The organism is Moorena sp. SIO4A1 (assembly GCF_010672065.1).
Lineage (GTDB): Bacteria > Cyanobacteriota > Cyanobacteriia > Cyanobacteriales > Coleofasciculaceae > Moorena.
In genome coordinates this window covers 1-1,738 of record NZ_JAAHHX010000516.1, presented here as the reverse complement: position 1 = coordinate 1,738, position 1,738 = coordinate 1, and the positions used below count along the sequence as shown (strand labels likewise).

The window sequence follows — 1,738 nt, the reverse complement described above, 5'->3', positions numbered from 1 at the left end:
TTATTATTACTTACACTTCCTGAGAGTTGCCTGCAATCCAAGTAGCTATAGACTCTTGATTTTCTATTCCTTCTACTAAATTATTAATCTTGATAACGGCTTCTTCTTCTGCCGCCACTAACTCATATCCGTTTAGACGTAAAAAAACGTCGATGACAGCAAGAGCAATTCGCTTGTTACCATCGACGAAAGGATGATTTTTTGCCAAACCAAAAGCGTAGGCTGCTGCGATATCAAACAGACTAGCACTATCACTGTAGGCAAATAAATGTTTAGGTCTAGCTAAACTACTTGAAAGTAAATTCGGGTCTCTTAATCCAAAACATCCGCCATGCTCTACTATTAACTCGTCATGGATAGCTATTACTGCTTGCTCTGGCACCCAGCGAGGCTCTTTCAATGAGCTAATTCCCGAAAAGCATTGCGATAGTTTTTGCGAGTTATCGCGAAAGCTTCCATTGCTGCCTCGAATTCAGAATTATCTTGAATACTAGCAGGATTTGCCACCTTGTCAGCCTGTTCCAAAGGAGCCAAACCCTTAGCCAAGACATGAAGATTGGAAACACCGGAGGGAAACTCCTTACCAAGGGCATTTAACTCACCCTGAAGTTCCGCTGAAAGTGAATCCTCTAGCTGAGTTAGGGCGACCAAGAAGGCTTTGAGGGTGATTGCATCTAGGGAGTTCATGGCTTGAAGTGTGCTTATACTAGCTCCGGCAAGTCAAAAAGGATAAAGCTTCTTCTATTGGGAATCATAGATAATACCCAGAGTGTAGCAAAAAAGTAGTAGGCATAACACAGACTCAAAATGGGATTGACCTACGGTCACGCTACACGAACGCATCTGTTGAGCTTGAGATAGCGATGTAAAGCTGTATGGTCTTTTTTTATTGGACAATAAAACTTAAGATCTCGAACCCCTCTTGCCTTTTGCCTCTTGCCTCTTGCCTCTTGCCTATTGCCTCTTACCTTGCGCAAGTATCTTCACAACCCAGATACAAAAGCTATATCAACTCAAGCGCTTGCAAAGCCACAAAGCAAACAGAGGTAAAGCCAGTCGGTAGCCTTGCTCGGAGCCATAAATCAAACCTTTGTGCTGCAACCCAGCGATCGCTCCTTGGAGAGAACCCCCTCTTGATAGGTAATGCTTTTGAATATAATCTCGACTTTGTGGCTTGTCGGTAGGGTCTAGGGCCAGGGATTCTAAAAGATGGGCTTGATTAGCTGGAAGCAGCATTAGTAATGACTCGAAGACCATGGATAAGTCCGCTAGCAGTTCTTGGATGGCCTGCTGAACATGGCCATCACGAATTAGCCCATCAGAAACTCGTACCGACTTGAGACGTCGCACCAGTGCCGACGCATCACCGAAGTGTCCTTGCACCGCATTGACAAAGATTTCCAGTGCTTGCGATCGCGGATCGAAGGTCAGCCGTTGGGTATGCAAAACTTCAGTTACCCAAGCCGCAACCACATCATCAGCTAAAGGAGCCAGCTGCACGATTTCCAAATTATTCCCTGGTTCATGGGGATAAATGCTGGTTTCTGCGATCGTTGCCACTAGCACATAACTTACCTGAGTCTGACCTTCGATCTGTTTCCGCAAAAATTTTTCCCACACCCCATGACGATCCCAAGAGCGGATGTGGGGGAAGCTTTCCAAAATCAACACTACCCGTTCCCCCTCAGATTCAGCTAACCTTTGCAGGAGATCGAGTAATACTTCAAATGCTTTCCGT

2 protein-coding genes and 1 pseudogene are annotated in these 1,738 nt (G+C 45.3%); all 3 read right to left on the bottom strand.

The features are described 5' to 3' along the window. Positions 1 to 10: 10 nt before the first annotated feature. Positions 11 to 382, bottom strand: coding sequence for a type II toxin-antitoxin system death-on-curing family toxin (locus F6K53_RS40125; protein WP_293085650.1), 372 nt, complete (start codon positions 380 to 382; stop codon positions 11 to 13). A 14-nt stretch (positions 383 to 396) separates the two neighbouring features. Further along, positions 397 to 687 (bottom strand): hypothetical protein, encoded by a 291-nt coding sequence (locus F6K53_RS40120; RefSeq protein ID WP_293040803.1) that lies wholly within the window; start codon positions 685 to 687, stop codon positions 397 to 399. A 321-nt stretch (positions 688 to 1,008) separates the two neighbouring features. Continuing rightward, a pseudogene (locus F6K53_RS40115) lies at positions 1,009 to 1,738 on the bottom strand (ATP-binding protein); the annotation flags it as partial.

Bases quoted from the DNA above. Each gene is read 5' to 3' on its own strand.
- F6K53_RS40120 (WP_293040803.1), bottom strand. From the start codon at position 687: ATGAACTCCCTAGATGCAATCACCCTCAAAGCCTTCTTGGTCGCCCTA.